Source organism: Nocardia sp. NPDC059236, assembly GCF_042754085.1.
In the GTDB taxonomy this organism is placed as follows: Bacteria; Actinomycetota; Actinomycetes; order Mycobacteriales; family Mycobacteriaceae; genus Nocardia.
The window spans coordinates 153,729-180,691 of the sequence record NZ_JBHZAF010000017.1 but is presented as its reverse complement, the minus strand read 5'-3'; the positions used below and the strand labels follow the sequence as shown (position 1 = coordinate 180,691).

The following is a 26,963-nucleotide window of genomic DNA, read 5'->3' as shown; positions in this document are numbered from 1 at the left end:
TGTCTTCTTCGGTACGACACGGTGGCGGGGGCGCGTTCGAGGCGATCAGCCGAACAGGCGCGCGGCGAGGTCGGGCGTGAGGACCTCGTAGGCCTCGGTGGTCCGGTTGTACCACCAGGTGCGGTCGTCGGGTTCGGCGCGGCCCGCGGCCTGCACCGCCCGCGTCGAGGGACGGTAGGTGGAGCTGCGGGGGATGTCGTCCACGACGTAGACGATGTCGGGGCGCTGATCGGGGGCCAGGGCCCGGACCGCCTCGGTCACATCCTTGGGAGCCAGGCCGAAGCCCGCGCGGACGCTCACCGCGGCGACCGCGAGGATGCGGTCACCGGCGGGGAGACCGAAGGCCACCTCCATGTCGACGGCGGTGATGTCGTTCAGCACGTCGACGATCGGCTGGGTGTAGACCGGGCCGCGCGGCGCCGGGATGACGGTGTCGCGGCGGTCCATGAGCCAGTAGTCGCCATCGCTGTCACGGCGGAAGAGGTTCTCGGTGGGCATCCAGGCGTCGCCGGGGGCGAAGACGCCGCGGAGTCCGCCCGCGGAGAGGTCGACGAGGTCGGAGACGGTGCCGATGAGCAGCCCCACCTCGTTGTCGGCGCAGCGCCGCGCGAAACCGCTGTCATCGACCAGGATTTCGTCGGTCAGCGGGTCGTAGGCGATGAGCTCGACCTTGGCGGTGCCCGGCACCGGACGGCCCTTGGAGCCGATCTTGGCGCCGGCGACGTTGGCCAGCACCACATCTCCCTCGATGGAGGCGTAGAACTCCAGCACCTTGGCGGGCACGAAGCGCTCCTCGGTGCGCCGCCACAGGCCCGCCGGCATGCCGGAGCCGATGAACAGGCGGATCGGGTGCGCATGCCCGTCGGCGAAGGTGTCGGCGTCGAGGATGTCGCGCAGCATGGTCCAGGTGTAGGTGACCACGGTGACGCCGTAGCGGTGCACCTCCTCGGCGAACCGCGCCGGTTCCAGCGAGCGGGCCAGCGCGATGCGGCTGCCGCCCGCCACCGCGCCACCCAGACTCACCAGTAATCCGGACGAATGATGCAGCGGCGCAAGGCAATACACGGTGTCGTGGCGGCTCAGGTTCGCCGCCGACGCGGTGCCGAAGGCCGACAGCGCCCAGCGGTGATTGGTGACCTGCTTGACGTCGAACTTGTCGCCGGTGCCGGTGACCAGGATGAAGGCCAGCTCGCGCGCCAGGCCCGGATCCGGCCGGTACCAGGCGGGCAGCTCCACCTGCGCCGGGTCGATCTGTTCCAGGTCGACCACATCGGCGCCCGGCGGAATGTCGAGGACACGGGCATTGCCGCCGCCGAGCACCAGCACCCGGTGACCGGTGGCGGCCGCGCTGGCAAGGTTCTCCGGATCGGCGATGAGCAGCCTGGTCCCGGTCAGGTCCGCGATCTTGGACAGTTCGCTCCCCGGCGCCAGCAGCACCGCGACCGCGCCCAGCCGCGACAGCGCGGCGATGGAGGCCAGCGCGCTCGGCCGGGTCTCCATGACCACGCCGACCCGGGTGGCCGGCCGCACGCCGACGGAGATCAGCCCGCGCACCACATTGTCGATGCGCTCGTTGACCGCCTCCTGGGTGTGCACGCGGTCGTCGAACACGAACAGATCGCGCTGCGGCGCGCGCTGCGCCTGCTCGGCGACCAAGCGGCCCAGCGAGATTCGGGTGTGCGGCTGGATCATGCCCAGCCGGGTCAGCCGGGGCAGCGCGCGGGCGGCCTCGCCGGTGAGTTCGACCGTGCCGCGCAGCGTCTGCCCGGCCACGCCCTCGATGGACTTGCCGACGCTGGTTCCGGCCTCGGCCAGCGTGCCGAGGGCGTGCACGACCCGGGTGAGCCCGGTGCGCGGGCCGTTGCGGACCACCTCGGTGCTCATGCGCTCGACCTGCCCGGGCAGTTCGCCGCGGCCGCTGAGGTAGTTGACCCAGTCGCGCACCACCGGCCAGGTCTGCTTGGTGGCGGTGGAGCCCGACACCAGTCCGAAATGCCCTGCCACAATGCTGGTCTCGTACACATCGGCATTGGGCGCGGCGTGCACGATGCCGCGCACGGCGGCGGGCTGGCCGATGTCGTCGACCTCGCCGACGAAGGCCAGGATCGGGCACTTGATCTCCGCCAGCGAGATGAGCTGATCGCGGATCACGAAGCCGCCCAGCATCATTCGATTGTGCTTGACGAACTGCTGGAGCAGGTCGGTGAGCGCGGGACCGGGGTAGCCGAGCCAGCCGTCGACCTCGAGGAAACGGCGCTGGCGCTCCTTGGGCAGCAGCGCCTCGCGGTTGTGCAACTGGCGCAGGAAGTCGATGCGGGCGCGGGCGGTCTTGACCGGGTCCAGGGCCTGGAAGCCCAGGCGCACCATGGAATCGGTGATGGGCAGCCGGTTCAGCACATGGTCGGTGAGGAAGTCGGCGGCGTCGGAGACCAGCCCGTGCGGCAACCCGAAGGGCATGCCCGCGACGGCGTCGACCGGGGCGCCGAAGGTCACGATGGACTCGAGGCCCTTGCCGTAGCGGTAGGCCGCGGCCTGGTAGGCGAACATGCCGCCCTGCGAGTACCCCATGAGATGCACGGCGCGGCCGGTGATTTCGGTGACGGTGTCGATGGCGCTCGAGACCGCCAGCACGTGGTCGGCCAGATCCCGGTCCCAGCCGCCCTCTTCGGTGGCCGGTGAGCCGAAATCGACCACCCAGCAATCGATTCCACCCTGGTGCAGAATGCCGACCGCCCCGTCGGCGGCATTCACGTCCCAGATCTCGGCGGTCACCATGATGGGCGGCACCAGCACCACGACCGGACGCTCCGCCCCGGTGTCGTCCGGGAAGTAGTGGCGCAGGCGGTACATCCGCTTCCGCTCCACCACCTCGTACGGCGACGATTCCATGTCGTGAACCAGTCCCCCGAACCGGATCACCTCGAGCCCGTTCTGTGCGGTCGCGACGAGTCGCTCGATCGGACCCACCACGGACCTCATATTGAATTTCACGGCTTCTCTCCCAGACATTTCCTGGCCTTGACCAGCGTCACCCGCCCCGACGCGTCGCGATGAGCTTGCCATACGTCCACCCTACTGCGCTGGCGCTGTGACCAGCACCATGCGGGCTACGCGTCGCGGAGCGATCCGGGCCCGCGCCAAAGCAAACCGGCCGTTCGGGGTTTACGGGATGCAGCAACATTCCAGGCATCATGTTTTGGCATTTCGGCGCGTCGGGTGATCCGGAGCTCTACCATCGGAATCGCTGGAATCGCACTGTCGCGCTTGTCAATTCACTCACTTGTCTAATTCACGCAGGCCCCGCTCGGGTCTGCTGTTCCGCCGTGGACTCCACCGCCTTCCGTCGCGGTGGCCCTTCGAGGTGAGGACCGCAGCATGACCATCGAAATGCCCCTTCAGACCGAAAACGGCCAGCGCAAGTCCCTCAGTACCGCTGCCGCCCACCAGCTGGCACACACCACCAAATCCGAACCGCAGATGCAGGGCATCAGCTCCCGCTGGCTGACCCGCTCGCTGCCGTGGAGCCAGGTGAAGGGCGGTATCTACCGCGTCAACCGGCGCCTCACGCACACCGTCGGCAACGGCGAGGTGGAGTACGTCATCAACGGCCCGCACGCCCGGGTCATCCCGCTCGAACTGCAGGAGCTGCCGCAGCTGCGCGGCTTCGCGGACGAGGAGATCCTGGCCACCGTGGCCGGCCGCTTCGAACAGCGGGATCTGCCCGCCGGCACCGTGGTCGCCGAGTTCGGCAACCCCATGGACCAGGTGCTGCTGATCGTGCACGGCAAGCTCTCCAAGATCGGCACCGGCGAGTACGGCGAGACCACCAAGCTGGGCATGCTGGGTGGCGGCGACTACTTCGGCGATCAGACCCTCACCGATCCGGACGCCATCTGGCCGGTCACCATCAAGACGGTCACGCCCACCACCATGCTGGTGCTGGCCCGCTCCACCGTGAACCAGCTGACCGAGAACATTCCGGCACTGGCCGAACACCTTTCCGCCGTGGCGCTCGCCCCGGCGCTGCCGCAGAACAAGTACGGCGAGGCCGAGATCGTGATCTCCTCCGGCCACTCCGGGGAGCCGATGCTCGAGGGCACCTACGTCGACTACGACGATCAGCCCCGCGAATACGAACTCAGCCTGGCCCAGTCGGTGCTGCGTGTGCACACCCGTGTCGCCGACCTGTTCAACGACCCGATGGATCAGATCGAGCAGCAGCTGCGCCTGACCATCGAGGCCCTCTACGAGCGCCGCGAGTACGACCTGGTCAACAATCCGGACTTCGGCCTGCTCAACAACTGTGACCTGAAACAGCGCATCTACACCGAGTCCGGCGCGCCCACTCCGGACGATATGGACGAACTGCTCTCCATGCGCCGCAGCACCAAGCTGTTCCTGGCGCACCCCAAGGCAATTGCCGCGTTCGGGCGTGAATGCTCCAAGCGCGGAATCTATCCCGACCCGGTGGAGGTGGACGGCCACCGCGTGCCCGCCTGGCGCGGGGTGCCGATCTTCCCGTGCGGCAAGATCCCGGTCAGCGACACCCACACTACGTCGATTCTCGCCATGCGCACCGGCGAGAAGGACCAGGGCGTGATCGGCTTGCACCAGACCGGAATTCCGGACGAGTACGAGCCCAGCCTGAACGTCCGGTTCAAGGGCATCGACGATCAGTCGATCATCTCCTACCTGGTCAGCTGCTACTACTCGGCCGCCGTCCTGGTCCCCGATGCGCTCGGCATTCTCGACAATGTGCTGGTCGCCCGTCAGTCCGACTGAGCGAGGTGTCCTGTCATGTCGGTGCTCTCACGCGCCGCGGCCCCGCCTGCCACCCATGAGGTGGCGGCGGCCGTCGCCGCCCTGCTGACCAACCTCGACACCACCGCGCCCCAAACCCTGCTCGCGGCAACCGAAGCCCTCTCTGCCCTGGAATCCATTGCGGCCCTCGGTGATGATCCCCGCCTCGGCGCCTCCGACGCCGCCGAGGCGCACTCCCCCCGACGGCTGCTCGGCCCCTCCGGCCTCGGGGCCCCGAGCCTCCGCGTGAACCTACCCACCCCCCAGGTGATCGCAGAGCTCGCGGGACAGGCATCGCGTCCGCCGTCGCCTGCCGGCGGCGCGATGCCGACGCTCACACTCCCGACCTCTCCACCCGCCCAACCCCTCCGCCCCATCCCCCGCACCCTGGGCTCCGGCCGCCTCCCCTCCCCACCGGCCGAAACCCATGCCGCGGAACAGAGCTCGCCCGGCCCGACGGCGCGACGGGTTGCGAACGGCCCCACCGGAATCGGGATGAACTCGGCATTTCGCCGAGGCGGGGTACCGGTGGCTCCACACCGGTCGCGCCGACTTCGCCTGCGGCACGGGCGGACACCGTAGTCAGGGCCGATGCGGTAGCTCCGGCTGTAGCCACCTCGGCGGCTGCTCGGCCCGGTGCTCCCACACCGGATCCCAGGCAGACCCTCGATCCGGTGTGGGACCTCGGGTCGCTCACCGAGCTGGCTCGTGGGATTCCGGGCTCCACGGCGGCCGAGCCGGGTACCACCATGTCGGCCGGGGTATCGGAGGCCACGAGTTCCACTGGGGCCGAGCGGGTTTCGCATGGTCCGAGTGGCATCGGAACCGGATCGGTGCGGCGGGCGCAGGGGGCGGCTATTCCGGCGCTCTACTGTCCGCCGCCGGTGCGGGACAATCCGGCGCTGGCGGAGGCGGTGAATTTCGGGATCATCGCCTGGGCCGAGGAGATCGGGCTGTACGAGGGCCGGCTGGATGATCTGCGGAAGGCCGACTTCGGGCGGCTGATCATGCTGGCGCATCCGGATTGCGATGATGCGGATCGCTTGCTGGCGGCGGCCAAGTGCGCCGTATCGGAGTGGTCGGTGGACGACTACTACTGCGAGGAGGATGCCAGCGATATAGCGCCGGACGGTAGCCGGTCCAGTGCGGAGGCCGAGCTCGGGCCACGGCTCGAATTGGCCGCCGCCGCCATGGATCCCGTGCACCTGCCACCGCGGTACCAGGTCAAGGTGGAGGAGGCCATGCAGAGCGATCCGATTCTGCGGGCATTCCGGACCTCCTTCGAGCACCTGTCGCGATTCGCCACCCCGACCCAGGTGGCGCGGCTGCGCACCGAGATCGCGGGCTGGTTCATCGCGCTGGGCGCCGAGGCCGGGTGGCGCGCGGCGGGCCGCATGCCACCGGTCTGGGAATACCTGCTGAACCGGCAACCGCACAGCTTCCTGCCCTGTATGGCCCCGATCGACGCGGTCGGCGGCTACGAGGTGCCGGCCGCCGAGTACACCGATCCGCGGGTGCGGCGGGTGGTCACCACCGCCGCGCTGGCCAGCCAGATGGTCAACGACCTCTACTCCATGGCGCGCGAAGACCTCTCCGGCGGAAGGGAATTCAACCTCCCCACCGTGCTCGCCGCCGAGGAGCAGTGCTCCCGCCGCCAGGCCGTCCAGCGCACCGCCGAGGTCCACGACGAACTGGTGCACCGCTTCGAGGCCGAGGCGGGCGCCCTCGCCGCCGCCGGCTCCCCGGAGCTGCGCCGGTTCCTGACCGGCCTGTGGGCCTGGATGGGCGGCAACCGGGCCTGGCACGCGGACAGCCGCCGCTACAACGAAACCCCGTGAATCACACCACACTTCGATGCGCGCAGTACTCCCAGCGTCATATCACCCATTCGAGAGGATGACCTGCCATGACCGCGCTCCACCCCCGGCCGGATGCCGTGCTGAAGACCGAATACCAGAAATCGGTCGCGTCCTACTGGAACAACAATCCCAATGACGATCGCGTCAACACCAAGCTCGGCGAGGTGGACGGGCTCTATCACCATCACTACGGCATCGGCGAGCCGGACCTGTCGGTCCTGGAAGGCCCCGAGGTGACCCGGCAGGAACGGATCGTCAAGGAACTGCACCGCCTGGAGACCGCGCAGGCCGACGTCCTGCTCGACCAGCTCGGCGACGTCCGCCCCGGCGACCGGCTCATGGACGGCGGGTCCGGCCGCGGCGGCACCAGTTTCATGGCCAACCAGCGCTTCGGCTGCGAAGTGGACGGCGTCACCATCTCCGAGTACCAGGTGGGTTTCGCCAATGAGCAGGCCCGCGAGCGCGGCGTCTCCGACAAGGTGCGCTTCCACTTCGAGAACATGCTCGACACCGGCTTCGAGTCCGGCTCCCGGCGCGGCATCTGGACCAATGAAACCACCATGTACGTGGACCTTTTCGAGCTGTTCGCGGAGTTCTCCCGCCTGCTCGAGCCGGGCGGCCGCTACGTCTGCATCACCGGCTGCTCCAATGACGTGTTCGGTGCCCGCTCGGCCTCGGTGAGCTGGATCGACGCCCACTACGGCTGCAATATCCATCCGCGCAGCCGCTACTTCCAGGCGCTGGCCGCCAATGGCCTGGTCCCCATCGCGGTCACCGACTTCACCCCCGCGACCATCCCGTACTGGGAGCTGCGCACCCGGTCCGAACTCGCGACCGGCGTCGAGAAACCCTTCCTGACCTCGTACAAGGAGGGCAGCTTCCAATACCTGATGATCACCGCCGATAAGGTGGTTAGGTGACCGGCACCCTCGACGCATCCGACACCACCCCGGTGGTGGACCGTGAGACCCTGCTCGTCGAACTGGTCGACGAGCAGGGCCGGGCGCAGGGTTCGCTGTCGGTGGCAGCCGCCCACACCGCGCCCGGGCGGCTGCATCGGGCCTTCTCGGTGCTGCTGTTCGATGCCGCCGGGCGGGTGCTGCTGCAGCAGCGGGCGGGCGTGAAGACGCGCTTCCCGCTGCTGTGGACCAACACCTGCTGCGGGCATCCGGCGCCGGGACAGGCGGTGGAGGAGGCGGCCGCCAAACGGCTGCACGAGGAACTCGGCATCACCGCCGAGCTGTCCGAAGTAGGCACCTTCACCTACCAGGCCACCGATCCGAATACCGGCCGCGTCGAGTTCGAATTCGATCACGTCCTGATCGGACGACTGGAAGACACCGCGCCGCACCCGAATCCGGACGAGGTCGCCGATACCGCGTGGATCCGGCCGGACACCCTCGCCGAGAACGTGGCGGCGGAACCCGCGCGCTACACCCCGTGGCTGAGCGGAGTGCTGCGGATCATCGCGGCGACCGGCTAGCCGGTCGATCGCGGCCAGGGGGTCGATGGCCGCCCGCGGTCAGGCGAGGGCGGGCTGCTGATCGGCGTCGAGCAACCAGTCGTTCGGCGCGAAGAGCTCGAAATGCACTCGGTCCGAGGGGATTCCGGCGGACATGAGCTGGGCGCGGACGTACTGCAGGAAGCCGGAGCCACCACACAGGTAGTAGTCCGCGTCCTCGGGCAGATCGACCTGGGTCACGTCCAGCAGCCCGTGGCCGTCGGCCTCGTACCAGGCGCGGAAGTACACGTCCGCCAACCGGCGGGCGAGCTCGTCGACCGTCTCGCGCAGGGGGTGCGCGGTGGTGGAGCGGTCGGCGTGCAGGATGACAGTCCGGCGCGTGGGGGTTTCGGCCGCCAGGTATTCCAGAATTCCCGCCATCGGGGTGACGCCGATGCCCGCGGAGATGAGCACGACCGGTGTGGTGGCCTCGGTGTCGATGGTGAGATCGCCGAAGGGCAGCGTGATTTCGAGGGTGTCGCCCGCGCCGACGGTGTCGTGCAGCCAGTTCGAGACCTCACCGGCCGGCGTGTCCGCGTCGGCGAGCACCTTCCGCACGGTGAAGGCGAGCCGGCCGTCACCGCCGCGATTGATCAGGCTGTACTGACGCAGCTGGCGGGCGCCGTCGGGCAGCCGCGCGCCGACCGAGATGTACTGTCCCGGAACGAATCCCGGCAACGGTTCGGACGGATCGGCGGACTCCACCACGAAGGTGGCCACACCCGACGGGTCGTCGATGCGCTGCGCCACCCGGGTCTCGCGGAACACGTCGCCGGGCGCGACGCCCGCGGCGTCGTAGAGCTCCCGCTCGAAATCGATGAGCGTAGTGGCCATCAGCCAGTACACGCGATCCCAGGCCGCGGCGATCTCCGGGGTCACCACGTCCGCGCCCAGCACCTCGACGATGGCGGCGAACAGATGCTCGTGGACGATGCGGTATTCGGGCTCGGTGACCCCCAGCGAGGCGTGCTTGTGGCCGATGCGGGCCAGCAGTTCACGCGGGTGCGGCAGGCCGGGGTCGACGAGGTGGGTGGCGAACACGGCGATGGAGGCGGCGAGCGCCTTCTGCTGTGCGCCCTGATGCTGGTTGCCGCGGTTGAAGCGGTCGCGCAGCAGCTCGGGGTGGGCGGTGAACATCTTGGTGTAGAACAGCGGGGTGATCTGGTCGATGTGCGCGGCCACCAACGGCAGGGTCGCGCGGATCACCTCGGCGTGCTCGGGTTCCAGCTCGGGGAAGGTATTCAGCGTGGAATCCGGCGCGAGCCTCATGAGGTCTCCTAGGTGTCGATGAGTGAAGCCGCCGGGAATACCGGCATATACAGCAGCTCCACGGTGCGCTGATCCACCAGATCGGACAGGACGTACCGATCGAGTTCGGCGTAGAAGGCGTTCTGCGCGGTGGCGAGGACGCCCCGCAAACGGCACGCATTCGCCAATGGGCACGGATTGTCGCCGCCACACTCGATGACTTCGTTATCACATTCGAGTTGCCGAACAATAGTGCCGATGGTGGTTTTTTTGCCCGCCTCGGTCAGGAAGATCCCGCCGGTGCGTCCGCGCTGGGACTCGACATAGCCCAGTTCGACGAGCCGGGAGACGGCCTTGGCAACGTAGTTTTCGGAAGCATTCACCTGTCGCGCAATGAGTTTGACGGTGACTCTTTCCTCGGCATCACTGCTGACCGCCAGGCGCATGAGCGACCGCAAGCCGAGATCGGTGAACCGGGAGAGCTGCATGGGCCCAACGGTACTTATTCCGATTGGGAAAAGCAGGTTTTCCTGCTGTGCGCTTTAATACGTGGATCCGTGCGGAATATGTTACGCCGGACACATTTTCAGGAGACGGTTTATCACTGGTACAGCAAATCCCTGGCAGCGACCGGCATCGCTGCCAGGGATATCCCCTCAGGCTTCGACCATGAGCGTGGTGCGTGTGGCCAGGGCGTAGTAGATGACCAGCGCCAGACCGCATCCGATGAACCAGCTGTACTGGGCCGCGGTGTGCATGCCGTAGACGTCCTTGGCCAGCACCGGGAACACCGCTGCGATGGCGCCGATCACGGTGGCGATCACCGCGACCGGATTGAACCCGTTGCGGTACCAGTACTTTCCGCGCTCGGCCATGGTGAACAGGTCGTCCACCACGATGGTCCGCTTGCGCACCAGGTAGTAGTCGGCGATGAGCACCCCGAACAGCGGGCCGATGAACGCGCCCAGCACCTCGAGGGTGTAGTGGATGACGTCCGGGTTGTTGTAGAGGTTCCACGGCGTGATCAGCACCGACCCGACCGCGGCGATCATCCCGCCCATGCGCCAGCTGATCTTCTGCGGGCTCACGTGCGAGAAGTCGAAGGCCGGGGAGATGAAGTTGGCGACGATATTGATGCCGACGGTGGCGATGGTGAAGGTCAGCGCGCCCAGCACGATGGCGAAGGTGGAGTCGATGCGCGAGACGGTCTCGACCGGATCGGTGATGAGCTCGCCGTACACCGGGATGGTCAGCGACGCGGTGATCACCACCAGCAGCGAGAAGGCCAGGAAGTTGACCGGCAGGCCGAGCAGGTTGCCACGCTTCACCGCCGCCATGGACTTGCTGTAGCGGGAGAAGTCACCGAAGTTCAGCATCGGCCCGCAGAAGTAGGACACCACCAGCGCGATCGCACCCAGGACCACGGGCAGCGCGTCCCAGCCGTGGTACTTCACCGCGCCCAGCTGCAGGTCGATGGCGCTCCAGCCGGCCTTGTAGATCAGGTAGCCGCACAGGAAGAACATGACGACATACACGGCGGGACCGCAGACGTCGATGAACTTGCGGATGGATTCCATGCCCTGCCAGAACACGGCCGCCTGCACCACCCACAGCACCAGGTAGGCGCACCAGCCCAGCAGCGACAGGCCGAGGAAACCGTAGTCACCGGACTTCGCGTACGGCGCCAGGCTCGGGAAGAGCTTGACCGCCACCACGATCAGCGCCGCCGAGGCCAGGTAGGTCTGAATCCCGTACCAGGCCACCGCGATCAGGCCGCGGATGATGGCCGGGATGTTCGCGCCCTTCACGCCGAAGGCGCTGCGGCACATGACCGGATACGGCACACCCGCCCGCTGGCTGGGCGCAGCCACCAGATTGCACAGGAAATATACGATCGTGATGCCGATCAGCAGGGCGGCCAGCACCTGCCAGCCGGCCAGGCCGAGGGCGAAAAGGCTGCCCGCCGTGACGTATCCGCCGACGCTGTGCACATCCGACATCCAGAAGGCGAAGATGTGGTACGAGCCCCAGGTCTGTTTCTTCAGGGGGGCGAGATCGTCATTGGTGAGCCTGGGGTCGTAGTCTGGAGCGGGTGTCGCCGCGGCGGGCTCCGCGCCCGCCGACGCGGGGGTGACGATGTCGGTCATGGGGTGTATCCGATCCGAAAGCCGATGATGGTGGGCTCAAGGTAGGAACGAGCCGTTCCCCGTGGATTGCTTTTCGGTTTCCGGGTTATTGCGTGATCCATATATCTTTCGCGAACGACAGGCGCGTGAATACCTGGCAACATGGCCCGCATGGAGCTCATGGCGCGGATCGAAGCGGCGGCGACCCTGCTGACACCGGTGATCCGGCGGACTCCCGTGGTGGCCTCGCGGGTGCTGTCGGAGCGCATCGGGCACGAGGTCTGGCTGAAGTGCGAGAACCTGCAGCGCACGGGATCGTTCAAGCCGCGCGGCGCCTACAACCGGATCGCCAATCTGTCCGCGGCCGAGCGGGCACACGGGGTGGTGGCGGCCAGCGCGGGCAATCACGCGCAGGGAGTGGCGTGGGCGGCGACCTCGCTCGGGATCGACGCCACGGTATTCATGCCGGTGGGTGCGGCGCTGCCGAAACTGGTGGCCACCAGGGCCTATGGCGCGACCGTGCACCAGGTGGGCGACACCATCGACCAATCCATCTCCGCCGCACGGGATTTCGCGGAACGCACCGGGGCGACGCTGGTGCACCCGTTCGATCACATCGATATCGTGGCCGGGCAGGCGACGGTCGGGCTCGAAATCCTGGACCAGCTCCCGGATGTCGGCACGGTGCTGGTGCCGACGGGCGGCGGCGGCCTGCTCGCCGGGGTGGCCGCGGCGGTGCAGCGGCTGAAGCCGCAGGTCCGGGTGATCGGTGTGCAGGCCGCCGAGGCCGCCGCCTGGCCCGCCTCGCTCGCGGCCGGGAAGCCGGTGGCGCTGGAACAGATGTCCACCATGGCCGACGGTATCGCGGTGGGCCGGCCCGGTGAGGTGCCGTTCGAGCACATCGTGGCCAGCGCGCCCACCATCGTCACCGTCGACGAGGACGCGCTGTCCAAGGCGCTGCTGCTGTGCATGGAGCGGGCCAAGCTGATCGTCGAGCCCGCGGGCGCGGCGGGCGTCGCGGCGCTGATGGCCTGCAGCCCAGCCGAACTCGCACTGGAGGGCCCGGTCTGCGCCATCCTCTCCGGCGGCAATATCGACCCGCTGCTGCTGACCCGCGTGATCGGTCACGGCCTCAGCGCCGCCGGCCGCTACCTCGCCGCCCGCGTCACCATCTCGGACCGTCCCGGCAGCCTGTCCCGCCTGCTCGCCGAGCTCGGCCGCACCGGCGCCAGCGTCCTGGACGTGGTCCACTCCCGCACCGGCGCCTGGCTCGCCATCGACGAGGTCGAGGTGCTGCTCACCCTCGAAACCCGCGGCCCCGCCCACCGCGACGAGATGCTCACCGCCCTCGCGGACGCCGGATACCTGGTCCGCGTACAGGATTGAGGACCACGGAAGCCGCCATAGTCAGTGCGCCCCACCGAGTTCCAGCGCCAGTACCCCCGCGATCACCAGCACGATCCCCCCGATCTGCACCGCCGTGATCCCTTCGTCCAGGAACAATGCCCCGATGGTCGCCACCGCCACCACCCCCACCGCCGACCAGATCCCATACGCCACCCCGATGGCCATCCCCCGCTTCAAAGCCTGCGACAGAAAATAGAACGCCGCCCCGTACCCGATCACCACGATGATCGAAGGAACCAGCCTGCTGAACCCCTCCGAGATCTTCAGCGAAACAGTCGCCGTCACCTCACACGCAATAGCCAACGCCAGCAACAACAAAGTCATATCCGCACAGTAACCACCCTTCACCCCGCTTCCGGAGTGCCTGGGCGACATGGAGCGCGCATGCGCCGAGCTGCGACGGGTGCTGCGTCCCGGCGGCCGGGTGGTGGTGGGTGTCGGCGAGCCGGAGGCCATGGCGAGAATGCCGTTCACCCGCTACGGGATCCGGCTGCGGCCGGTGGCCGAGGTGATCGGCGCTGGGTCGCGCCCGCTCCGACGCCCTGGTCACCCGCGCTCGACACCGATCCGAGGCGGGGCCAGGAGCGGGCGTAGTGCCAAGTCACGTCGTCATCCGGGGCGGCGAAGCAGAATACTCGCTGCTGAACTGTTAGAGGTGCACGAGTGCTGTCATCGGGGACAGGCCCAGGGTCGTGAGCATGGCGGCGCCCTCGTTGGCGTCCGCACCGCCGGCCAGGATACGGGTCCGGGCCGACTGGTAAATGCAGCCGGCGGCATCGAACGTGGTTGCGGTGGAGAGCAATCGGTCCCGGTCCTTGGCCAATAGGGCTTCGGCCCGGTCGATAATGGCGGTGGCCACCGGGTTTCCGGTGACCTCGGTGCGTGCCTGTGCGAGATCGCCTGATGCGGAGGTGTTCCCGGTCATGGCGGCAGCTTCGGCGTGCAGGGCCAGGTACCACGGCAGCCATGCGCCGGTCACCCGGGTGCGCGCCTCGGCCGGGGTCAGTTCGGTGCGTTCCAGCGCGTCCTCCGGCTGGCCGTGGTGCAGCATCAGCAGTGCGTCGAAAACGGCCTGGTAGCCATCGGTATCCGTGGCCGGGGTGCCGAGTTGCTGGAGTACGCCGGTCCATTCGCGTTCGGCGTCGTAGTCGTCGCGCAGGCCGTGGATCATGCGCACCCCGGCCACGGCCGCGCCGAGCGCCCAGCGGGCCGGGCGCTCCTCGCGATGCCAGGCCTCGAGGAAGCGCGCGCTGTGGGTAAGGACGTCATCGACATTGCCCGCCAACGCATCCGCCACCAGCAGGCGGCTGGTCGCGGTGTGTCCGACCTCGGCCAGCATCGGATGCTCGGCAAGCTGCCGTCCCCAGCGGCGCGCTCCGGCCAGATCGCCGGCCCCGAGACCGAATTCGGTGGCCTGGCCGAGAGCGCCGATCAGTTCATGGGTGCCGACCGGGTTGTCCGGCGTGGTCGAGAGCAGCCGGATGCGCCGCCGTGCGGTGGCCGCTGCGGCGCGCAATTCCCCGGCGCGGCTCTGAGCGGCGGCGAGAGCATCGAGGGCAGCGGATTCGGCGAACGGGTCACGGGTGCCGTGTGTGAGCTCGACGGCTCGCTCCGCACTCGAAATCACCTCCGGCGCAGGAACATCGGTAACGCCCTGCGGCGCACCGAAGGGGTTGGCGAGAACGACGGCCTCGGCCAGTGCGATGGCAGCCCGAGCAGCCTCCGCCCGCGCCGGATCAATCGTGACAGCCCCGGACCGAGCGATATCGGCCAGCGCAGCGGAATCCTGCACGGTATCTGCCCCCGCCGCAACGACCGACGCGATATCGGCCGGAGCGGCGGAAGTTGGTGCGGCGGCGAGGCGGCGCGCCTCGGCGATGACTGCGACCAGATCTTCGCGGGCCGGGATGCGCTCGAACCTGCCCCAGAATCGGTAGGCGGAGGCCGCCGCGGTCGCCAGGTCGATGGATGCGCCCGCGGAATCCCCTGCGCGCTGGGAGAATTCGGCGGCGGCGTGGTGCAGGCGGTACATGTCGTCACCGTTCCCCTGGCAACCGGCCGCGGCCGCGGCGTGCCGCAGCAATTCCGCGGCGGCGGCCGGGTCGTCGGCGAGGTAGGCGGCCTGCTCGTAGCGCCATTGGGATTCGCCGGTGAGGTGCCGGGTGAACATCAGGGGAGCCAGCAGCCGCGCCAGCCCGTGGGCGTCACTTCGGCGGTCGGGTTGTTCGCAGGCCCAGCCGAGTGCGGCGCGGAAATCGTCTGCGGCGGTATCGAATCGGGCCCGCCAGCCGGTGCGCACGACCGAGAGGTCGCCCGCCTCGGCCAGGCACCAGCGCAGATGCCCGGCGCGGGCGTCGGTCACCTCGCCGGCCGCCTCGAGCTGTTCGAGCCCGTACTGCCGGATGGTCTCCAGCGCGCGGAATTGGGTACCGGTCGGCGTATCGGTCACCACGAGCAGGCTCTGTTCGACCAGTCGCGCCAATCCGGCTGCCACCGCGCCCTTGTCGAGACCCGCCGCGTCGGCCGCCGCCTCGACCGGGAACGAGGTCATGAACACCGAGACCCGCCGCAGCAGCATCCGGTCTTCGGGCTCGAGCAGGGCGTGGCTCCAGTCGAGGGCCGCGCGGACCGATCGGTGCCGGTCGTCGGCCCGGGCGCCGCCGGAGAGCATGCGCAGCTGATCGTCCAAACCGGCTGCGAGACCGTCCAATCCGAGCGTGGTCCAGCGGGCGGCCGCCAGTTCGATGGCCAGCGCCACGCCGTCGAGGCGTTCGCAGAAGGTCGCGACCTGGTCGCGCATGGCGTGGTTGGGCGGCCAGCCGCCCGCCGCCGCGCGGTCCATGAACAGGGCGACCGCGTCCGAATCACCGTCCCCGGCAAGCGACATCGGCGGGACGGTGTACACGCGCTCGAACGGCACCATCAGCCGGGCGCGGCTGGTGGCCAGCACGCTCATCCCCGGGCACGCTGCCAGCAACTGCTCCACGAAGGGGGCGACGCCGTCCCGCACGTGTTCGCAATTGTCCAGCACCAGCAGTGCGTTCCGGTCGGCGAGCGCGGCCAGTACGGCGCGGTCGAAGCCGCGACCGGGCTGCTCACCGATGCCGAGCGCCATGGCGACGGTGCCCGCGACCACACACATGTCCGGGCTGGTGATCGGCACCAGGTCGACGAACCACACGCCGTCGGCGAAGTCGGCGGCCACATCCGCCACCACCGCCAGGGCGAGCCGGGTCTTGCCGACGCCGCCGGGTCCGACCGCGGTCACCTGCCGCTGCGTCTTGATCAGTTCCGTGAGCTCGGCCCGCTCCCGCGTGCGGCCGATGAACGAGGTCAACGGTTTCGGCAGCGCCGGCGCGGGTCGCGGGCTGGCGGCGCGCGTCGCGGCGGCGTGCAGGGCCAGAGCCCGCCGGTCGGGCATGTCCAGTTTCCGCAGCAGCGAGGACACGTGGCTCTCCACCGTGCGCACCGAGATGAACAGTCGCGCACCGATCTCGGCATTACTGAGGTGCTCGCCCACGAGGGTCAGCACTTCCGCCTCGCGAGTGGAGATTTCCGACGTCACAGCCATGAATTCAGTCTGCCGCATCTGTCGCCAAAAGACGGTACCGATGGGTTCGGTGTGGCTCTCCGTGGTGGATTCCGTGGTCACCACGGATGTGACCGAGGGGCCCCGGAAGCGAAGCTGAATGCACACCGGGTTCGCAGGAGCCAACCGGACCACAGGGTCGCTTCGGACCCCCACTCACCAGGAGAAATCATGACCACGCTGGGCATCAGGACCGTGCTGCACCCCGTCTCCGACCTCGCCGCCGCCAAGACCGTCTACACCGCGCTGCTGGGCATCGAGCCCCAGACCGACTCCCCCTACTACATCGGTTTCGAGTCCGAGGGCCAGCACATCGGCCTGGTCCCCGCGGGCAGCCCCCAGAGCCCGGCCGCCCCCGTCTCCTACTGGCACGTCGGCGATATCGAGGCCAAGGTCGCCGAGCTCACCGCCGCCGGCGCGACCGTCCAGCAACCCGCACGCGAGGTGGGCGGCGGCCGCCTGGTCGCCACCCTCACCGACGCCGACGGCAATGTCCTGGGCCTCATCCAGGACCGCTGACCGCAACCCCACCCAGCCCTCTCCCCCACTCCCGCAAAGGAATCCAGCCATGGCCATCGAGACCGCCACCAAGAAGACCACCGTCGGCTTCAGCGCCGAAGAGCGCGCCGCCATGAAAGCCCATGCCGCGGAACTGAAGACCGCCGCCCGCCGCAGCTCCCGCTCCGCCAAGGCCGACGGCGAACAGGACGTCCTGGCCAAGATCGCCGAAATGACCGGCACCGACCGCGAGATCGCCGAACGCCTCCACGCCCTCATCAAATCCGTCGCCCCCGAACTCACCTGCAAGACCTGGTACGGCATGCCCTCCTACATGCGCGACGGCAAGATCGTCTGCTTCTTCCAGACCGCCGCCAAGTTCAAGACCCGCTACGCCGTCCTCGGCTTCAACGACATCGCCAACCTCGACGAGGGCGACCTGTGGGCCGTCAACTATGCACTGAAGGCCATGACCCCCGAGACCGAATCCCGCATCACCGACCTCCTGAAGCGGTCCCTGAGCTAGTGCCGCCTCCGGGAAGGCCGATGGTGTAACCCGCTACCCGTGGTGGCGGGTTACACCATCGGTCATCAACCCGGTAGTGCCGCGTCAGGCAACGCGGGCAGGTTGATCCGTTGGCAAGCAATAGAATTGGAAAGAACGACCATCTGCATTCGCCCGGAAATTTACTGAATTACCGTGCCATACTGGACATTTCGGGTTTTCAGGCATTGTTGATGGCGGTAGAATTAGCACATGGATTCGAAGGGGACAACACTCGACACCTGCGGCATCGCCGAATTGGCGACCGCGGTCGAGACCTTGTCGAATTCGATCCTCCACGGCAACCTGGATCATTTCACGGACGGTGATGTCGTGGAATTGATGCGCAAGCTGGAAACCTGCAAACGGCAACTGTCCGCACTGGATTCGCGATTGATCATCGAAGCCTCCGACCGTTCGCTGCCGCGGAAGAATGGAGACAAGGATCTGGTGCCGTTCCTGCGCGAAACCCTCGGGTTGTCCCGCTACGACGCCTCGGTGCGGGTGAAGATCGCCGGTGCATGCGGAGAGTTCTTCGACAGCACCGGGCAATTGCGCACAGCGACTCTGGCCGCGACCGCCAAAGCCTTCGAGACCGCGAACATCTCCCGCGACCACGTACGCGGCATCGTCGAGATCATGACGCACCTGCCCTCCGATATCCCCACACAAGCACGGGTCGAGGCCGAGGAACTGCTGGTTACGTTCTGCCACACCGGCTCCTCCGATGACCTGCCCAAGATCGGCCGCGAAATCCTCGCCCGCCTCGACCCCAACGGGACCGTGATCTCCGATGCCGACCGGCGTCGCCGTCGCGGCATCGTGATCGGCCGCCCCGGCGTGGACGGCATGTCGAAGATCGAAGGCTGGCTCACCCCCGGACTGCGCGCGTCGCTGGACGCGATCCTCGCCAAGCTCGCCCGGCCCGGCATGTGCAACATCGACGACACCGAAATCCTCACCGCCACAGCTCAAATCGATTCCAAGGTCCTCGAAGCCGCCGCACGCCGCGACCGTCGCGATGCCGCGCAGCGCACCCACGACGCGCTGTACGCGCTGCTGCAGCCGGACATCAACATCGGCAAGGCTGGCATCAACGCCACCAAGCCCCATGCCGACGCGGCCGAGTCTGGCGCCAGCACCGCCACGCTCGGCATCTCCCCCACCGAACTCGCCGTCAACACCATCAAGCTCGGCATCAGCGGTGCCAAGCTCGGCTCCCACCGAGGCATGCGCGTACAGCCGGTACTGACAATGAGCCTGGCCGATGTGGAACGCGGCGCGGGTGTGGCGACCACCAGCACCGGCGGCCACGTAAGCATCCACGAGGCCCTCGAGATGGCTCAGGGCACCCGCCCGGTGCTCGCAGTGCTGGACGCCAACGAGATTCCGCTCTACCTGGGCCGCTGCGAGCGCCTCGCGACCTCCGGTCAGCGCCTCGCCCTCATAGCCCGGGACAAGGGCTGCACCCGCCCGGGCTGCGATGCACCAGCGAGCATGTGCGCCGCCCACCACGTCACCGACTGGGCCGTCGGCGGACCCACCGACCTGGACAACCTGGCGTTGGCATGCGATCACTGCCACGCGCTCGTCAACAACAGCCGGGACGGGTGGAAAACGATTGTGATGGGCCAGGATTCACCACACCCCGGCCGGTGCGGATGGATCGCACCCAGGCATATCGACCCCACCCAAACCCCACAGGTCAACGAGCGTCATCACGTGGCGGAGCGGCTGGCCGCCAGGATCGAATCCAGTTGCCGGGAGTGGGGTTCACGGGTGGCGTGGGCCCCGGGGCTGCCGGTGTCCCACCCTGTGTGCGCAGGGACGGGGAGGTGTAGCTGCGTCGCCCGCCCTGCCACACTGGAGCTGACGCCCAACCGAGAGCCACACCTCACCTCCCAGCCCACCGACTGCACGCATCCCTTTACCGACAACTCGAGACCGCCAAGATTTCCCCAGCTAGTGGTTCTTTGACAACTACATAGAGACGATGAACGGCCGAGCCGTAATGGGGCTGGTAGGTGAGGGGGCCTCGCAAGCTCGGCCACCCTCTCTCCCTCCTCCAGGCATCTTTTATCTTTTGTCTCTTCAGTCTTTTGGCTCTATCGTCTTACTGTGATCTTCTTCGATGGAAAGGGCGCCAAGCGCCCCTGCCGGTGAACCCCGGCCAGTGGCCGACTTCCGAGAACACGGATGGCCGGACCACTTTTCTTTCTCACGCCCTCAGCCTCGCAGCCATCCACGGTGCAGACCCCTGGCCACGCGGCGGCAATCCGCTCCCTGATGATGATCCTGGCGAGCGAACATTCCTCAATTCGACTGTCCTGGACGGCATCCGGACCCATCACGTCGCTATGGACTCCGAATCGCCGCCCGCCACAGCCCTTGCCGACCTGATCACTGAGGTCGCCGCACTTTCAAACACGAATACCCTAGCGGTGCTCCATGATCGGCTCGCCGAATACCGAGCCCTCGATGTGGCCGATGATCTCGCGCGGGAACTGCGGACTCGGGAAGTACCCGCCGCGGACCTGCGATCGCTGGCCCGCCGACTTCTGGAGAATGGCACCCGCCGCAATGCCGTCGCGCTCGGCATCGTCATGCTGGGCGTTGCGGGTGATCACCGCGACCGTGAACTGCTCCTGCTCCTGGGCAGTTTGGAGGACCTCACACTGTATGCGGCTGTCGCGCTGGCCAATTCCCAGCAAAACCGCGATGCGGCGGTTTACGAGCTGGCCCAGCGCGTGGATGGCTGGGGACGGATCCATGCCGTGGAACGCCTGGCGGGGACCTGCAATGCTCCGAGGCCGTAGGCTTCGACGCCTACCCGCATGCACTGGCACACCTCCGCACGGGTGTACTCAGCGTTTACGCCTGGCAATGGGTCGCCAAGCGGACACCCGACCACGAGGTCGCCGAGCTCGCCAGGCTGACACAGGAGCAGTTGCCGCTGGACGAGATGGCGAGCGGACCGCTCTCACGAAACCAGAGCCGCTCCCTGTGGCAACCCGAAGACCACATCCTCGAGGTTGTACTCGCTCGTCTGGACCACAGATCGGGCGACGTGGGAGCGCCCCTGCTGCGGACCGGGATTCGCGGCCGCACCGTGCGATTGCGCAACATGGCCATCCGCAAGCTCGCGGAGGTGTTCGGGCCGGATCTGCCCGCCGATGTCCGAGAGTGGGTCGGTGCGGCCGCCGTCGCGGAACCCGACGAGGTCGTCCGCGCCGAGCTGGTGAAACTCCTGGAGCGGGCGACCTTGGACTTCGAGCAATAAATGGGATGCGTTGAATGCCCAGGCCCGGTTACAGTGCTCCGCATGTGGCTTCAGCTGTTCTCCTGAGCACGATTCGTTTGTGACGCCCGGCGGTCTGCCGAATTGACCGCGCCTGTGGCATTCCCGATTCCGACCGGCGATCGAACCCGGTCCGTCGGTCACGCATACCCATAGGAGGACTCATGCCCGAGCGCTTTCCGCTGCCCGAAATCCCTGCCGAGGACCCCGCCGAACGCCCGTTGTCGCGGCGCGAACGGCGCGGGAAGGGCGACAAGAAGCAGCAGACCACCGCGAACGGCAAGGTGCACGACGCCGGTCGTGCCGCGGTGCCCGCCGCGAAGCACATGAACTATCGACGCGGATGACGAAAGCGGCCCGTTGGGTTTCCAGGTCGGAAATCCAACGGGCCGTTGCCGTTTCGGGTGTCAGCTGAGCCAGGCACGCTGGGTGGCGGCGGTGCCGCGCACCTCCTCGAGCTGCTTGGCGACCTGGGTGCCGGCCGTGCCGCCGCGGGCATTGCGGGAGGCGATGGAGCCTTCGACGGTGAGGACCTCACGGACACCGGGGGTCAGGGCCGGGTCGACGGCGGCGAACTCCGCGTCGGTGAGCTCGTCCAGGCCGACGCCGCGGGACTCGGCGGCGCGCACGCAACCACCCGCGGCCTCGTGCGCGACGCGGAACGGAACACCCTGGCGGACAAGCCATTCGGCGATATCGGTGGCGAGGGTGAAGCCGGCGGGGGCGAGCTCGGCCATGCGGTCGGTGTGGAAGGTCAGGGTGGAGACCAGGCCCGCGATGGCGGGCAGCAGCAGTTCGAGCTGGGCGACCGAGTCGAAGACCGGCTCCTTGTCCTCCTGCAGGTCGCGGTTGTAGGCCAGCGGCTGAGCCTTCAGGGTCGCGAGCAAGCCGGTGACATTGCCGATGAGGCGGCCCGCCTTGCCCCGGGTGAGCTCGGAGACGTCCGGGTTCTTCTTCTGCGGCATGATCGACGAGCCGGTGGACCAGGCGTCGGCCAGGGTGATGTAACCGAATTCCGGTGTGCTCCAGATGATCACCTCTTCGGCCATGCGGCTCAGGTCGACGGCGATCATGGCCAGCACGAACGCGGCCTCGGCGGCGAAGTCACGCGAGGAGGTGGCGTCGATGGAGTTCGCGGCGGAGGAGTCGAAGTTCAGCTCGGCGGCAATGGCTTCCGGATCCAGGCCCAGCGAGGAGCCCGCCAGCGCGCCGGAACCGTACGGCGACACCGCGGCCCGCTTGTCGAAGTCGCGGATCCGGTCGATGTCGCGCAGCAGCGGGTGGGCGTGCGCGAGCAGGTGGTGGGCCAGCAGCACCGGCTGGGCGGCCTGCAGGTGGGTCTTGCCCGGCATCACCGCGTCCGGGTGCGCGGCGGCCTGCTCGACCAGGGCGTCCACCACGTCCAGTACGCCGGATGCGGTGCGCCGCACCGCATCCCGCAGCCACATGCGGAACAGCGTGGCCACCTGGTCGTTGCGGGAGCGGCCCGCGCGCAGGCGGCCACCCAGCTCGGTGCCGACCCGGTCGATGAGCCCGCGCTCCAGCGCGCCGTGCACGTCCTCATCGGATTCGAGGGGGCCGAAGGCGCCCGATTCCACATCCGCCGCAAGCTGATCCAGGCCCGCGAGCATGCCCGCCAGGTCGGTCTCCGACAGCAGCCCGGCCTTGTGCAGCACGCGCGCGTGAGCCTTGGAGGCGCGAATGTCGTACGGCGCGAGCGCCCAGTCGAAGTGGGTCGACTTGCTCAGCGCCGCCATCGCCGCGGCCGGGCCGGACGCGAAGCGTCCACCCCACAGCGCGCCTTCATTGGTGCTGCCGCCCTGGGTCATAGCGTGTCGTCTCCTCGCGGTTTCGTCGCGGTCATCAGAATGTGTTGGGTCATAGCGGCCCGGACCGCCTCGGGAACGGCCCGCCCGCGGTCCTCGAGCAGGGCGATCGGGTCGCCCTCGGTGACCAGCCAGCGGTGCATGGCGAACCAGCTGCGGGGGTCCTCGCGGCCCTCCCACGGGTAGAACAGATCTTCCAGGTCCAGCTTCAGCCCGGCATCCGCCATCACCTTGCGCCGCCGCTCCCGGAACTCGTCGGCCAGATCACCGGACCCGGTGCCGAGGTTGATCGCCATCCGGCTGCCCGGCGCGCTGAGTTCCACCACGCGCTCGAGCAGTTGGGTCTGGGCGTGCCCGGGCAGGTAGCGCAGCAGCCCCTCGGCCAGCCAGGCGGTCGGCCGATCCGGTTCGAACCCCTTGTCCAGCAGGGCTTTCGGCCAGTCCTGCCGCAGATCGACCGGCACCTCACGGCGATCGGCCACCGGCTCGTCATCGGCGAGCGCCCGGGCCTTGAACGCCAGCACCTTCGGCTGATCGAGCTCGAAAATCCGGGTGTCCGAGGGCCATTCGAGCCGGTAGGCCCGCGCGTCCAGGCCGGCGGCCAGGATCACGATCTGCCGGATCCCGGCCCGCACGGCCGCGGCGAAATACTCGTCGAAGTAGACGGTGCGGGCCACCAGGACATTGCCCAACGACCAGGCCTGGTAGTCGCCGTCGCTGACGCTCTGGCGGCTCAGCGCCCCGGACATCATGGCGTTCCAGCCCTCGGACCCGACCGCGGCCACCAGCTTCGCCGCGTACGGGTCGTGGAACAGGGCGTCCTCGCGGCTGGTCTCGTAGGCGCGAATGGCCGACACGCCGATGGCGGTCGCGCCCACGCTCTCCGTGATGTCCCAACTGTCGTCATCGGTTCGCATGGGCGCGTCTCCTTCGGCCGGCGCTTGAATGAAATCAGCTCCGGTCGCAGGCTACTACTTGCTGTTGAGATCCCGCCGCGCCGCGACCTTGGAGGACAGGCCGTGGATCTGGACGAAGCCCTTGGCCAGCGACTGGTCGAAGGTGTCGCCCTCGTCGTAGGTGGCGAGGTTGAAGTCGTAGAGCGACTCGTCGGAGCGACGGCCGTTGACCACGACGCTGCCGCCGTGCAGGACCATCCGGACATCACCGGACACGTGCTGCTGGGTCTCGGCGACGAAGGCGTCCAGCGCGCGCTTCAGCGGCGAGTACCACAGGCCGTCGTACACCAGCTCGCCCCAGCGCTGCTCGACCTGCCGCTTGTAGCGGCCCAGCTCGCGCTCGACGGTGACCGCTTCCATCTCCTGGTGCGCGGTGATGAGCGCGATGGCGCCGGGGGCCTCGTAGATCTCGCGGCTCTTGATGCCGACGAGCCGGTCCTCGACCATGTCGAGGCGGCCCACGCCCTGGCGGCCGGCCCGCTTGTTCAGCTCGGTGATGGCCTCGAGCATGGTGACCGGGCGGCCGTCGATGGCGACCGGGATGCCCTTGTCGAAGGTGACGATGAGCTCGTCGGGCGCCTCGAAGTTGACGGTCGGGTCGACGGTGTAGTCGTAGACGTCCTTGGTCGGGGCGTTCCACAGGTCCTCGAGGAAGCCGGTCTCGACCGCACGGCCCCACAGGTTCTGGTCGATGGAGAACGGCGACTTCTTGGACACGTTGATCGGCAGCTTGTTCTCGCCGGCGAACTCGATGGCCTTCTCACGGGTCCAGGCGTAGTCGCGGACCGGGGCGATGACCTTCAGGTCGGGCGCGAGCGCGCCGATGCCGACCTCGAAGCGGACCTGGTCGTTGCCCTTGCCGGTGCAGCCGTGCGAGACGGTGTCGGCGCCGTGGTACTCGGCGGCCTCGACCAGGTGCTTGACGATCAGCGGCCGGGAGATGGCCGAGACCAGCGGGTAGCGGCCCATGTAGAGGGCGTTGGCCTGGATGGTCGGCAGGCAGTACTCGTTGGCGAACTCGTCGCGGGCGTCCACGACGATGGACTCGACGGCGCCGCAGTCCAGCGCGCGCTGGCGCACGTCGTTCATGTCCTCGCCACCCTGGCCGAGGTCGATGGCGACGGCGACGACCTCCGCGCCGGTCTCCTTACCGATCCAGCTGATGGCGACTGAGGTGTCCAGCCCGCCGGAGTAGGCGAGTACGACGCGCTTGGTCATAGTCCGTGTGCTCCTCGATTGTTCGTATAGGCCCTCGACCGGTGTGCTGCCCCGCGGTCCCGTCCCGGTCCCTCTGGCGCGCTCCGTCGTCCTGCAAATGATTATGCATGACGATGCAATCCCATTCATAACCGGGGCCCTCGCCTGCGTGGATCCGGCCGCCGATGACCGTCACATCCTTGCACCGGAACCCGGCGAGTAATACAGTACGAACGTACGGTTTGGGAAATTCGACGTTCATACGGAGGGCCCATGTGGGATCCGGACAAGTACCTCGCCTTCGACGACCTGCGCGCGCGGCCGTTCTTCGACCTGGTCGGGCGGGTCGGCGCGGACAAACCCCGGCGGGTGGCCGATGTCGGCTGCGGCCCGGGCAATCTCACCGCGGCACTCGCGACCAGGTGGCCGGAGGCGGCCCTCGAGGCGTTCGACTCCTCGCCCGAAATGGTCGCCGCGGCAAGGGAACACGGCATCGACGCAACTGTCGCCGATGTCCGCGACTGGCGGCCCGCACCGGACACCGACGTGGTGGTGACCAATGCGGTACTGCAGTGGGTACCGGATCATCTTGCGCTGCTGCCGGATTGGGTGGCAGCCCTGCCCACTGGCGCCTGGCTGGCGATTCAGGTGCCCGGGAACTTCGATGCGCCTTCACATCTCGCGATCCGGGAGCTCGCGTCGTCGCCGCGGTGGCGGGAGCGACTGGGGGCGGCGGGGATTCTGGATCGGCAGGCGGTGCCCGATCCCGCCGGATACGCCGGGGTGCTGACCGCGTCCGGATGCCGGGTCGATGCCTGGGAGACCACCTATCTGCAGCCGCTGACCGGGGATGATCCGGTACTGGAATGGGTGACCGGAACCGCGCTGCGTCCGGTCCGCGACGCGCTCGACGATGCCGCGTGGCGGGACTTCCGGGCCGAGCTCGCGCCACTGCTGCGCTCGGCCTATCCGCAGCAGCCGGACGGTGTCACCTGGTTGCCGTTCCGTCGCGTGTTCGCGGTCGCGCACAAGCCGGAGTGAGAGGAACCGGTCGCCCCTCAGAGCGGCCAGTCGGCACCGAATCCGGCAAATGCCCGAAACCCACCCTTCGATGCGATTCACGATCACGGCGTACGCCGCTGTGCCACGCTGGAAGTCGACACTTCCGGGTCAACCGAAGGATTCCGCCATGCTCTCGACACTCGCTCAGATAGTAGGCACCCTCGGCCGCGACATGCTGTCCATCGGAGGAGCGGCGCTGCAGCTCGTCCAGGATCTCATCTCCTCCGGCGCACAGGGCCAGGGCGGCGCGGTTCCGCCCGGCCAGTACCCGTTCAACTGATCTCGATCGGCATCAGCACCCCGTCGGTGGCGGCATCCTCGTGATGCTGCCACCGATTTCTCTGTTCGCGAGGCTTTCCCTGGTGAGCATCGCGCACGCAGTAGCCCGCATCGTCGGCGAGGCGCACGACCTGGGGCTCACGCACCGGCAGGCGCAATCCGGCGCGATCCAGGCCGCGCGGGTCGGGTGGGCGCAGGCGGGCGGTGCGACCGCCCGGCTCCAGGGGCGGGATGGGCGGCTGCGGAGGTCGGTCCGGCAGCCGGACCGGTTGCGGCACAGTGATATCCGACCAGGTGATCACGGTCTGGCGTTCGGCGCGGAAGAGCAGGCCGCCGCGAATCCAGTGCGAGGCCAGGATCCGCCCGGAGAGCGCGACCTCGAGGACGGTGAAGCGGCCGCCGTAGGGTTCCGGTGCGGCTTCGGATACGGCGTGGAAACCGCAGCTGCAGTCCTCGTCCGGCACTGCGTGACTCCGGCCGCGCCGGCACTCGGCGATCGCGTCACGCGGGTAGGGCGCGCCGCCGGTCGCCGGAATGAACCGATCCCCGTCGATGCGCCGGGCCACCTTGCGGGCCATGACCACCCAGACCCCGTCGTCGGTCCGGCGCAGGCTGGGCCGGACCGCCTCGGGAACGTGAGGCCGCTCCCGCGTCCCGGCTTCGAAGGATCCGATCAGTCCATAGCCTTCGCACATGTGCGTTCCTTGCTCGGGGATGTCCTTCCTACCGAGCGTACGCCCGCACTCGGACCCCACTACCGCAATTATCCTGCG

General features: G+C 68.3%; 24 protein-coding genes. 14 read left to right on the top strand and 10 right to left on the bottom strand.

All coding sequences use genetic code 11. From position 1 onward, the window contains the following. Positions 1-45 precede the first annotated feature (45 nt). A complete protein-coding gene (locus ACFXIV_RS35330; protein WP_379402758.1) occupies positions 46-2,979 on the bottom strand; it encodes an AMP-binding protein in 2,934 nt (977 codons plus the stop codon). Positions 2,980-3,375: 396 nt separating this feature from the next. Between ACFXIV_RS35330 and ACFXIV_RS35325 the strand changes: the two genes are divergently transcribed. The 5 genes from ACFXIV_RS35325 (at position 3,376) to idi (ending at position 8,142) form a co-directional block, all read left to right on the top strand. Next, complete coding sequence (locus ACFXIV_RS35325; protein WP_379402713.1) at positions 3,376-4,782, top strand: family 2B encapsulin nanocompartment shell protein; 1,407 nt, start codon at positions 3,376-3,378, stop codon at positions 4,780-4,782. A 15-nt stretch (positions 4,783-4,797) separates the two neighbouring features. Next, positions 4,798-5,382, top strand: coding sequence for a hypothetical protein (locus ACFXIV_RS35320; RefSeq protein ID WP_379402714.1), 585 nt, complete (start codon positions 4,798-4,800; stop codon positions 5,380-5,382). Between the two features lie 92 nt (positions 5,383-5,474). After that, positions 5,475-6,638 (top strand): family 2 encapsulin nanocompartment cargo protein terpene cyclase, encoded by a 1,164-nt coding sequence (locus ACFXIV_RS35315; RefSeq protein WP_379402715.1) that lies wholly within the window; start codon positions 5,475-5,477, stop codon positions 6,636-6,638. A gap of 68 nt (positions 6,639-6,706) precedes the next feature. Next, positions 6,707-7,579, top strand: a complete 873-nt coding sequence (locus ACFXIV_RS35310) for a geranyl diphosphate 2-C-methyltransferase (RefSeq protein WP_379402716.1) — start codon at positions 6,707-6,709, stop codon at positions 7,577-7,579. Then, positions 7,576-8,142 carry an isopentenyl-diphosphate Delta-isomerase gene (idi, locus tag ACFXIV_RS35305; protein WP_379402717.1) on the top strand — a complete coding sequence of 189 codons (567 nt, stop codon included), beginning with the start codon at positions 7,576-7,578 and terminating at the stop codon, positions 8,140-8,142. Before ACFXIV_RS35310 ends, idi begins: the two co-directional genes overlap by 4 nt. 39 nt (positions 8,143-8,181) lie before the next feature. Here the strand turns inward: idi and ACFXIV_RS35300 are convergent, their stop codons facing one another. The 3 genes from ACFXIV_RS35300 to ACFXIV_RS35290 all read right to left on the bottom strand — a co-directional run bounded on the left by ACFXIV_RS35300 (position 8,182) and on the right by ACFXIV_RS35290 (position 11,555). Then, positions 8,182-9,429 (bottom strand): globin domain-containing protein, encoded by a 1,248-nt coding sequence (locus ACFXIV_RS35300; RefSeq protein WP_379402718.1) that lies wholly within the window; start codon positions 9,427-9,429, stop codon positions 8,182-8,184. A gap of 8 nt (positions 9,430-9,437) precedes the next feature. Next, a complete protein-coding gene (locus tag ACFXIV_RS35295; protein WP_379402719.1) occupies positions 9,438-9,896 on the bottom strand; it encodes an RrF2 family transcriptional regulator in 459 nt (152 codons plus the stop codon). Between the two features lie 168 nt (positions 9,897-10,064). Next, a complete protein-coding gene (locus ACFXIV_RS35290) occupies positions 10,065-11,555 on the bottom strand; it encodes an NCS1 family nucleobase:cation symporter-1 (RefSeq protein WP_379402720.1) in 1,491 nt (496 codons plus the stop codon). Between the two features lie 150 nt (positions 11,556-11,705). On the opposite strand from ACFXIV_RS35290, the gene ilvA reads away from it, so the two are divergent. Beyond that, the gene (ilvA, locus tag ACFXIV_RS35285) at positions 11,706-12,920 is read left to right on the top strand and encodes a threonine ammonia-lyase (RefSeq protein WP_379402759.1); all 1,215 of its coding nucleotides are present in this window, start codon (positions 11,706-11,708) and stop codon (positions 12,918-12,920) included. A gap of 21 nt (positions 12,921-12,941) precedes the next feature. Here ilvA and ACFXIV_RS35280 read toward each other — a convergent pair whose 3' ends face one another. Continuing rightward, on the bottom strand, positions 12,942-13,265 hold the full coding sequence (locus tag ACFXIV_RS35280) for a DMT family transporter (RefSeq protein WP_379389433.1): 324 nt from the start codon (positions 13,263-13,265) through the stop codon (positions 12,942-12,944). Between the two features lie 325 nt (positions 13,266-13,590). Further along, positions 13,591-16,512, bottom strand: a complete 2,922-nt coding sequence (locus ACFXIV_RS35275) for an ATP-binding protein (protein ID WP_379402721.1) — start codon at positions 16,510-16,512, stop codon at positions 13,591-13,593. A gap of 189 nt (positions 16,513-16,701) precedes the next feature. On the opposite strand from ACFXIV_RS35275, the gene ACFXIV_RS35270 reads away from it, so the two are divergent. From ACFXIV_RS35270 to ACFXIV_RS35245, 6 genes are all read left to right on the top strand, one after another. After that, positions 16,702-17,049 (top strand): VOC family protein, encoded by a 348-nt coding sequence (locus tag ACFXIV_RS35270; protein WP_379389439.1) that lies wholly within the window; start codon positions 16,702-16,704, stop codon positions 17,047-17,049. A 49-nt stretch (positions 17,050-17,098) separates the two neighbouring features. Continuing rightward, the gene (locus ACFXIV_RS35265) at positions 17,099-17,554 is read left to right on the top strand and encodes an iron chaperone (RefSeq protein WP_379402722.1); all 456 of its coding nucleotides are present in this window, start codon (positions 17,099-17,101) and stop codon (positions 17,552-17,554) included. Between the two features lie 231 nt (positions 17,555-17,785). Then, on the top strand, positions 17,786-19,549 hold the full coding sequence (locus ACFXIV_RS35260; protein ID WP_379402723.1) for a DUF222 domain-containing protein: 1,764 nt from the start codon (positions 17,786-17,788) through the stop codon (positions 19,547-19,549). 380 nt (positions 19,550-19,929) lie between these two features. Beyond that, positions 19,930-20,388, top strand: coding sequence for a hypothetical protein (locus ACFXIV_RS35255; RefSeq protein WP_379421385.1), 459 nt, complete (start codon positions 19,930-19,932; stop codon positions 20,386-20,388). 251 nt (positions 20,389-20,639) lie between these two features. Beyond that, entirely contained in the window at positions 20,640-20,852 is a 213-nt protein-coding gene (locus ACFXIV_RS35250) for a hypothetical protein (protein ID WP_379402725.1), read from the top strand. 182 nt (positions 20,853-21,034) lie between these two features. Beyond that, positions 21,035-21,217: a hypothetical protein gene (locus ACFXIV_RS35245; RefSeq protein ID WP_354848491.1), complete on the top strand. Its 183-nt coding sequence runs from the start codon at positions 21,035-21,037 to the stop codon at positions 21,215-21,217. 60 nt (positions 21,218-21,277) lie between these two features. Here ACFXIV_RS35245 and argH read toward each other — a convergent pair whose 3' ends face one another. Genes argH through ACFXIV_RS35230 form a run of 3 tightly spaced genes read right to left on the bottom strand, consistent with a single transcriptional unit; the run spans position 21,278 to position 24,870 of the window. After that, positions 21,278-22,699, bottom strand: a complete 1,422-nt coding sequence (gene argH / locus ACFXIV_RS35240; RefSeq protein WP_379402726.1) for an argininosuccinate lyase — start codon at positions 22,697-22,699, stop codon at positions 21,278-21,280. After that, positions 22,696-23,613, bottom strand: a complete 918-nt coding sequence (locus ACFXIV_RS35235; RefSeq protein ID WP_379402727.1) for an SAM-dependent methyltransferase — start codon at positions 23,611-23,613, stop codon at positions 22,696-22,698. The genes argH and ACFXIV_RS35235 overlap by 4 nt, the downstream gene beginning before the upstream one ends. 54 nt (positions 23,614-23,667) lie before the next feature. Beyond that, positions 23,668-24,870, bottom strand: coding sequence for an argininosuccinate synthase (locus ACFXIV_RS35230; RefSeq protein ID WP_379402728.1), 1,203 nt, complete (start codon positions 24,868-24,870; stop codon positions 23,668-23,670). 252 nt (positions 24,871-25,122) lie between these two features. Here ACFXIV_RS35230 and ACFXIV_RS35225 point away from each other — a divergent pair, with 252 nt between their 5' ends. Both ACFXIV_RS35225 and ACFXIV_RS35220 read left to right on the top strand, forming a co-directional pair. Beyond that, positions 25,123-25,890 (top strand): trans-aconitate 2-methyltransferase, encoded by a 768-nt coding sequence (locus ACFXIV_RS35225; protein ID WP_379402729.1) that lies wholly within the window; start codon positions 25,123-25,125, stop codon positions 25,888-25,890. 148 nt (positions 25,891-26,038) lie between these two features. Beyond that, on the top strand, positions 26,039-26,191 hold the full coding sequence (locus ACFXIV_RS35220) for a hypothetical protein (protein WP_379402730.1): 153 nt from the start codon (positions 26,039-26,041) through the stop codon (positions 26,189-26,191). Here ACFXIV_RS35220 and ACFXIV_RS35215 read toward each other — a convergent pair. Then, the gene (locus tag ACFXIV_RS35215) at positions 26,184-26,885 is read right to left on the bottom strand and encodes a hypothetical protein (protein WP_379402731.1); all 702 of its coding nucleotides are present in this window, start codon (positions 26,883-26,885) and stop codon (positions 26,184-26,186) included. The genes ACFXIV_RS35220 and ACFXIV_RS35215 overlap by 8 nt on opposite strands. Positions 26,886-26,963 lie beyond the last annotated feature (78 nt).

Coding starts and splice junctions, on each gene's coding strand:
- ACFXIV_RS35275 (WP_379402721.1), bottom strand. CDS start 16,512: ATGGCTGTGACGTCGGAAATCTCCACTCGCGAGGCGGAAGTGCTGACC.
- ACFXIV_RS35235 (WP_379402727.1), bottom strand. CDS start 23,613: ATGCGAACCGATGACGACAGTTGGGACATCACGGAGAGCGTGGGCGCG.
- ACFXIV_RS35225 (WP_379402729.1), top strand. CDS start 25,123: ATGTGGGATCCGGACAAGTACCTCGCCTTCGACGACCTGCGCGCGCGG.
- ACFXIV_RS35280 (WP_379389433.1), bottom strand. CDS start 13,265: ATGACTTTGTTGTTGCTGGCGTTGGCTATTGCGTGTGAGGTGACGGCG.
- ACFXIV_RS35230 (WP_379402728.1), bottom strand. CDS start 24,870: ATGACCAAGCGCGTCGTACTCGCCTACTCCGGCGGGCTGGACACCTCA.
- ACFXIV_RS35255 (WP_379421385.1), top strand. CDS start 19,930: ATGGACTCCGAATCGCCGCCCGCCACAGCCCTTGCCGACCTGATCACT.
- ACFXIV_RS35325 (WP_379402713.1), top strand. CDS start 3,376: ATGACCATCGAAATGCCCCTTCAGACCGAAAACGGCCAGCGCAAGTCC.
- ACFXIV_RS35330 (WP_379402758.1), bottom strand. CDS start 2,979: ATGAGGTCCGTGGTGGGTCCGATCGAGCGACTCGTCGCGACCGCACAG.
- argH (WP_379402726.1), bottom strand. CDS start 22,699: ATGACCCAGGGCGGCAGCACCAATGAAGGCGCGCTGTGGGGTGGACGC.
- ACFXIV_RS35300 (WP_379402718.1), bottom strand. CDS start 9,429: ATGAGGCTCGCGCCGGATTCCACGCTGAATACCTTCCCCGAGCTGGAA.
- ACFXIV_RS35290 (WP_379402720.1), bottom strand. CDS start 11,555: ATGACCGACATCGTCACCCCCGCGTCGGCGGGCGCGGAGCCCGCCGCG.
- ACFXIV_RS35260 (WP_379402723.1), top strand. CDS start 17,786: ATGGATTCGAAGGGGACAACACTCGACACCTGCGGCATCGCCGAATTG.
- ACFXIV_RS35295 (WP_379402719.1), bottom strand. CDS start 9,896: ATGCAGCTCTCCCGGTTCACCGATCTCGGCTTGCGGTCGCTCATGCGC.
- ACFXIV_RS35320 (WP_379402714.1), top strand. CDS start 4,798: ATGTCGGTGCTCTCACGCGCCGCGGCCCCGCCTGCCACCCATGAGGTG.
- ACFXIV_RS35310 (WP_379402716.1), top strand. CDS start 6,707: ATGACCGCGCTCCACCCCCGGCCGGATGCCGTGCTGAAGACCGAATAC.
- ACFXIV_RS35270 (WP_379389439.1), top strand. CDS start 16,702: ATGACCACGCTGGGCATCAGGACCGTGCTGCACCCCGTCTCCGACCTC.
- ACFXIV_RS35265 (WP_379402722.1), top strand. CDS start 17,099: ATGGCCATCGAGACCGCCACCAAGAAGACCACCGTCGGCTTCAGCGCC.
- ACFXIV_RS35220 (WP_379402730.1), top strand. CDS start 26,039: ATGCTCTCGACACTCGCTCAGATAGTAGGCACCCTCGGCCGCGACATG.
- ACFXIV_RS35215 (WP_379402731.1), bottom strand. CDS start 26,885: ATGTGCGAAGGCTATGGACTGATCGGATCCTTCGAAGCCGGGACGCGG.
- ilvA (WP_379402759.1), top strand. CDS start 11,706: ATGGAGCTCATGGCGCGGATCGAAGCGGCGGCGACCCTGCTGACACCG.
- ACFXIV_RS35245 (WP_354848491.1), top strand. CDS start 21,035: ATGCCCGAGCGCTTTCCGCTGCCCGAAATCCCTGCCGAGGACCCCGCC.